At 74.4% G+C, this 5313-nt stretch carries 5 protein-coding genes; 4 read left to right on the top strand and 1 reads right to left on the bottom strand.

From position 1 onward, the window contains the following. Positions 1-23 precede the first annotated feature (23 nt). Entirely contained in the window at positions 24-407 is a 384-nt protein-coding gene (locus tag ACFWGJ_RS41515; RefSeq protein ID WP_387334142.1) for a DUF2795 domain-containing protein, read from the bottom strand. 273 nt (positions 408-680) lie between these two features. Here ACFWGJ_RS41515 and ACFWGJ_RS41510 point away from each other — a divergent pair, with 273 nt between their 5' ends. From ACFWGJ_RS41510 to ACFWGJ_RS41495, 4 genes are all read left to right on the top strand, one after another. Next, complete coding sequence (locus ACFWGJ_RS41510) at positions 681-1475, top strand: RNA polymerase sigma factor SigF (RefSeq protein WP_387334141.1); 795 nt, start codon at positions 681-683, stop codon at positions 1473-1475. 208 nt (positions 1476-1683) lie between these two features. After that, entirely contained in the window at positions 1684-2526 is an 843-nt protein-coding gene (locus ACFWGJ_RS41505; RefSeq protein WP_387334140.1) for a hypothetical protein, read from the top strand. 253 nt (positions 2527-2779) lie between these two features. Next, positions 2780-4021, top strand: a complete 1242-nt coding sequence (locus ACFWGJ_RS41500; RefSeq protein WP_387334139.1) for an aminotransferase class I/II-fold pyridoxal phosphate-dependent enzyme — start codon at positions 2780-2782, stop codon at positions 4019-4021. Next, the gene (locus tag ACFWGJ_RS41495) at positions 4018-5052 is read left to right on the top strand and encodes an MBL fold metallo-hydrolase (protein WP_387334138.1); all 1035 of its coding nucleotides are present in this window, start codon (positions 4018-4020) and stop codon (positions 5050-5052) included. Before ACFWGJ_RS41500 ends, ACFWGJ_RS41495 begins: the two co-directional genes overlap by 4 nt. Positions 5053-5313: the final 261 nt, after the last annotated feature.

Below are 5313 nucleotides of genomic sequence, written 5' to 3'. Positions count from 1 at the left end.
CGCCCGCGTCGGCCGCGTCCCGGCTAGCTGCCGGCGGAGCCCACGACCGCGAGCGCCAGCTCGTGCGCGTTGGCGTACCGCTCCTTGTCCGGCAGACGATCCAGCGAGTCGGCCAGCTGTTCGGGCGCGTACTGCTCGCGCAGCACACCGACCAGCTCCCGCGGCCCCGCGGGGAACGACGTACGGCCCAGACTCCGCGCCAGTTCGAGGCGCACCGCCGCCACGGTCGTACTGCCCGCGCCCGGCCGCACCGGGCCCCCGGCAACCGTCGGATCGTCGTCCGCGACCGGCTCCGGGTCGTGCCACTCCTCCGCCCGGGTCGGATGGCCCGACCTCAGCAGACCCTGCAGTTCGTGCTTCATCTCCTCGTCCCGGTGGGCGCTGAGGCGGTTGCTGCCTCGCTCCATGTGTCCCTCCAGATGTTCGGGGTGACCCCCCGCGTACCCGAGCCCCGCACATCGACACGAGGTCTTGGGGTCCTGGTGCGAGCCGGCCTCGACCGGTTCCGGGATCCGTGTGTTTGCCCTGTGCAACCCGGGGCAGGCGGACACTCAGTGCTTCGGACAGGAGGCACGTCCGTGGGAGTCGCGTCCCGCCCCACGGGTGTGCCCGTCCGGCTCAGGGTGCGCTCTCACGGTTGACCGTCCAACCGGAGCACCCTCAAGAGAGTTGCAGGCATCATGCGCACTCACGCGAGCGCCAGGCACCATCCGCACGACGACGCCCCCGACACCGCGGAGGACTTCCGCATACTCGCCTCGCTGCCTCCGGGCCGGTCGCGCGACACTCTGCGCGACCAGATCATCGAGGCCTGGCTGCCCATGGCGGAGCGGCTGGCCGGCCGGTTCCGCAGCCGCGGTGAGAACTTCGAGGACCTGCGTCAGGTCGCGGCGCTCGGTCTGGTCAAGGCCGTCGACCGCTACGACCCCGAGCGCGGCAACGCCTTCGAGAGCTACGCCGTGCCGACCGTCACCGGTGAGATCAAGCGTCACTTCCGTGACCACATGTGGACCCTGCACGTACCGCGCCGGGTCCAGGACCTGCGCAACCGCGTCCGCTTCGCGCGTCAGGAACTGTCCCAGACCATCTCCGGCCGACAGCCCACGGTCGAGGAGATCGCCGCGCACGCGCAGATGAGCGAGGACGACGTACGCACCGGCCTGGAGGCGCTGGAGAGCTTCACGGCGCTCTCGCTGGACGCCGAACTGCCGGGCAGCGAGGACGGCTACTCCCTGAGCGACGCGATGGGCTCCGCCGACCCGGCCCTCGACATCGTGATCGACCGCGAGTCGGTCAAGCCCCGTCTGGAAGCCCTGTCCGAACGCGAACGGACCATCCTTTACATGCGGTTCTTCAGCGACATGACGCAGAGCCGTATCGCCGAACAGCTCGGCATCTCCCAGATGCATGTCTCCCGGCTGATCAGCCGCTGCTGCGACCGGCTGCGGGACCAGGTCATGCAGGACGTCGCGTGACACCTCCGGCGCCCGCGTGACGCCGACGGCACAGGCGGGTGCGGTGTCACCCGCTCGGACGTCCGCGTGGCACGAATGGTGTCCGGCCGCGCGCGCCGCGGGCGCGGGCGGGCTCTGATGGACTGCGGGGCATGCCGGTCGTGCCCCGCCTCCGCCGCCGTACCCGGGCGTGGGGGTCCCCAGCCGACGGCCGAAGGAGACCGACCCCATGCCGCTGAGCCGTACCGCTCGCGCACTGTCCGCCACCGCTTTCACCACCCTCGTACTCGGCACCGCCGCGTCGGCCGCGTCCGCGGACCCGGGGGCGGAGGTCAGCCCGCGCACGGTGGACCCGGGCGGCAGCGTCACCGTCTCCGTCACCTGCGCATCGACCGGCGGGCACCCGCCCGAAACCATCGACGCCACCTCCGACGCCTTCGAACACGGCACCGTGCGGCTGCACAGGAGCGGGCACTCCGAGCACCGCGGACACGACGGACGCAAGGACGACCCTGCCGGGATGGAGGATCCGGCCGGTACGGACGACCCCGCCGCGTTGGACGACACCGACGAGAGGGACGATCCCGCCGCCTTGGACGACCCGGCCGGCGACGAGGATCCGGTGGGCCCGGACGACGTGGGTCCGCCGGCAGTCGCCGAGGAGCCCGCGGGCGTCGACGACCTGGGAGGCCGGGACGACCCCGCGGGCAAGGAGGAGGCGCGGGGCGATCTCACCTACAGCGGCACCGCCCGTATCGCGCCCGCCGCGGACTTCGAGGAGGGCGGCGGCCCGGACGGCGGCGGCAAGACCTCCGAGTGGCGGGCCGAGGGCGTCTGCCCGGCGGCGCCCGGCGGCCGGGGCAAGGAGTGGAGCGCGACCTTCACCGTCTCCCTGGGCGCGTCCCACGACGGTTCCCACGGCACGCGGGTCCCGCACGGGGTGCACGCCGGTGAGGGCGGCACCTTCAACGACTCCACGGCTGCGCTGGTGGCCGGCGGCGTCCTCATCGCGGGCGCGCTCGGCGCCGCGGCCCACCGGCTGCGCCACCGGGACTCGTCCGCGGACGGCTGAAGAAGCGGACGGCTGACGCGGATGGCTGACGCGGACGGCTGACGCGGGCCACCGGCGCTGAGCGCTGACGTGAACGCCCGGCCGAACGCCGCAGCCGAACGGCCCAGCCGAACGGCCGAGCCGAACGCCCCATCCTATCGGCCGAGTTGGTGAAGTGGATCACTGGGTACGGGGATCCCGGAAGCACGACCGGCACCGTCGGAATCCGGTCCCGGTCCGAGGGGTCCAGGGAGCACTGCGCGGAGGTACACAGATGCGGCGGACCGAACCGGAAGGGCACGGACCTGTCCGTTACGGCCCGCCCCTCCCGGGCCACGGCCTGCCACCCCCGCCCGGACTCGTCGCCGCCGCGGCCGGCACGCACACCGAACCGACCGGCGGGAGCGCCGCACTCCTGGACGCCGCCCGCGGCTACTGGACCCGGCGCGGACTGCCCGCCGACCGCGACCGGACCGTCGCGGCGCCCGGCGCCCCCGCCCTGCTCCTCGCACTGACCGCGGCACTCGGCGGTGACGTGCTGCTGCCCCGCCCCTGCGCGGCCTGGTGGACACCGCAGGCCCGGCTGCTGGGCGCGTCCGTCTTCCCCGTGAGTACGCCCGCCGAGTGCGGCGGCGTCCCGGACCCGTACGCCCTCCTGGAGACCGTGCGCCGGGTGCGTGCCGAGGGCGGCGATCCGCGGCTGCTCGTGCTGTCCGTCGCCGACGATCCCGCCGCGACCGTCGCGCCGCCCGAACTCGTCCACGAGACCATCGAGGCCGCCGCCGGTGAGGGCCTGCACGTGGTCAGCGACGAGACCTGGCGCGACACGCTGCACGAACCGCGGGACACCGTCCTGATCGGGCCCGCCGAGATGCTGCCCGACCGGGTCACCGTCCTGACCGACCTGTGCGGCCCGTTCCTCCCGGCCGGCTGGCCCGCCGCGATCGCCCGCTTCCCCGGCAACGACACCGGCACCCTGCTGCGCGACCGCGTCCTCGACGTCCTCACCGCCCTCGACGCGCGGATCGCCGCGCCGGTCGCCTCCGCCGCCGCGTACGCGCTCGGCGAACCCGACGAGATCACACACCGCCTCACCGCGTCCGTACGGCTGCACGCGCGCGTGGCCGCCGCCGCGCACCGGACGCTCACCACGGCGGGCGCCCTCGTCCGGCCGCCCCGGGCAGGACGTCACCTGTACGCCGACCTCGGCCCGCTGCGGTCCGCGCTCGGCGCGCGCGGGGTCGGTGACGCGCAGGAACTGGAGGACTTCCTCAGCGCCCGGCTGGGCATGCCGGCGCCCGGCGGCCACCGCTTCGGGGACGATCTCGGCGCCCTGCGCGTGCGGCTGTGCACCGGGCCGTTCCTCGGCACAACCGACGACGAGCGCATGGCGTCTCTTGTGTCACCTGAACCTCTGGAACTGCCCCATGTGGAAAGCATGTTGAGTCTGCTGGGATCGACCTTCGACGATCTCCGCGACGACGATGACGCTCGGCGACGGGAGTCCCCTCGATGACGCAGCAGTCCGAGTCGGCCACCACCACGACCACCACGCCCTCCGGCCCGCCCGATGCCGAAGGGCCGCTCGCGGCGCCGCGGCCCCTCGGTGAACGGCGGCTGTGGCCCCGTTCCTTCGCCGGGCGGCTCACCGCACCGCTGCCCGGCCTCAGCGGCTTCGCGCGGTTCGCGCGCGAGGGGGCGCTGCGGCCGGGTCCCGAAGGGCTCGCCGACATCCCCCGACTGCCGTACGCACCGGAGCCGTTGCCCCGGGTCGACTCCGACACGGTCGCCGTCTCCTGGGCGGGGCACGCCAGTTGGGTGGTCCGGATCGGGGGCCTCACGGTGCTCACCGACCCGGTCTGGTCCCGCAGGATCCTCGGAACTCCCGCCCGGATCACGCCGGTCGGCGTCCCCTGGAGCGCGCTGCCGCGTGTCGACGCGGTCGTCATCAGCCACAACCACTACGACCACCTCGACGCCCCGACCCTGCGCCGGCTCCCGCGCGACACCCCGGTGTTCGTCCCGGCGGGCCTCGGCCGGTGGTTCCGGCGCCGGCGCTTCACCCGGGTCACCGAGCTGGACTGGTGGGAGGCGGCCGAACTGCGCGGTGTCCGCCTGGACTTCGTGCCGGCCCATCACTGGTCCAAGCGCAGCCTCCACGACACGTGCCGCACGCTGTGGGGCGGTTGGGTGCTGACCGCGCCCGACGGCAGGCGGGTGTACTTCGCGGGGGACACGGGGTACGGGCACTGGTTCGCCCGGATCGGGGCGCGCTACCCCGGCATCGACCTGGCGCTGCTGCCGATCGGCGCGTACGACCCGCGATGGTGGCTGAGTGATGTGCACTGCGATCCGGAGGACGCGGTGCGGGCGGCGCGGGACGTCGGTGCGCGGCGGATGGCTCCGATGCACTGGGCCACGTTCGTCCTGTCGGCCGAGCCCGTCCTGGAACCGCTGACGCGGGTCCGTGCGGCGTGGGCGGCGGCGGGCCTGCCCCGAGAAAACCTCTGGGACCTCCCGGTGGGAGCATCCCGAATCCTCCCGTGACGGCTCCCACGGGGGCCTCGCGGTTGCCTGTCCACCGCGGGCTGGCGGGGGCGAGCCGCGCAGTTCCCCGCGCCCCTGAGGGGCCGCGGGGCCTGCGGGGGCCTCCGCGTCCGGCCGGGCCCCGTCAGGGGCGCGGGGAACGGCGCGGCCAGCCACGACGAACCCGCAGGTGCGGGCACCCCTGCGGGGGCCTTGCGGTTGCCTGTCCACCGCGGCCCGGTGGGGGTGGCCCGCGCCGTTCCCCCCGCCCCACAGGGTGCT

This window comes from Streptomyces sp. NPDC060205 (genome assembly GCF_042728395.1).
Lineage (GTDB): Bacteria > Actinomycetota > Actinomycetes > Streptomycetales > Streptomycetaceae > Streptomyces.
The sequence above is the reverse complement of the archived record's forward strand: the minus strand, read 5'-3'. Positions and strand labels throughout refer to the sequence as shown.

Coding starts and splice junctions, on each gene's coding strand:
- ACFWGJ_RS41515 (WP_387334142.1), bottom strand. CDS start 407: ATGGAGCGAGGCAGCAACCGCCTCAGCGCCCACCGGGACGAGGAGATG.
- ACFWGJ_RS41510 (WP_387334141.1), top strand. CDS start 681: ATGCGCACTCACGCGAGCGCCAGGCACCATCCGCACGACGACGCCCCC.
- ACFWGJ_RS41505 (WP_387334140.1), top strand. CDS start 1,684: ATGCCGCTGAGCCGTACCGCTCGCGCACTGTCCGCCACCGCTTTCACC.
- ACFWGJ_RS41500 (WP_387334139.1), top strand. CDS start 2,780: ATGCGGCGGACCGAACCGGAAGGGCACGGACCTGTCCGTTACGGCCCG.
- ACFWGJ_RS41495 (WP_387334138.1), top strand. CDS start 4,018: ATGACGCAGCAGTCCGAGTCGGCCACCACCACGACCACCACGCCCTCC.